General features: G+C 44.2%; 1 protein-coding gene and 1 pseudogene. Both read right to left on the bottom strand.

Going from position 1 to position 312, the window contains the following annotated elements:
* A pseudogene (locus tag SQ11_RS18670) lies at positions 1 to 114 on the bottom strand (CBS domain-containing protein); the annotation flags it as partial.
* 17 nt (positions 115 to 131) lie between these two features.
* Positions 132 to 312: CBS domain-containing protein (locus tag SQ11_RS16240; protein ID WP_041515250.1), on the bottom strand; the 181-nt coding region annotated here is incomplete at its 5' end.

Raw genomic sequence — 312 nt, 5'->3', positions numbered from 1 at the left:
AACCAGTTTTCCACCGTTCAGTACGGTGAGGTGATGACAGGCATATTCCTGCATCATCTCCAGAGCCTTTTCCACTGAGATATCAAAGCCGATGGTTTGAGGCATAGGCGTCATTAAATCACGGACCTGTGTCATTTTCTGCCTCGTAATATTTCGACCAGAACATCCAGTGCGTCGGTTACTGTGAATATACCCTGCAGCTCTCCCTTTTCATCTGTCACCCATATACTACCTATTTTTTTCTCTGCCATTTCCAGAATAACATCTTCAATGGGAGTGTTACTCTGAAAAGTCACTGGATTGGATACCATC

This window comes from Nitrosospira sp. NpAV (assembly GCF_000832065.1).
Lineage (GTDB): Bacteria > Pseudomonadota > Gammaproteobacteria > Burkholderiales > Nitrosomonadaceae > Nitrosospira.
The sequence above is the reverse complement of the archived record's forward strand: the minus strand, read 5'-3'. Positions and strand labels throughout refer to the sequence as shown.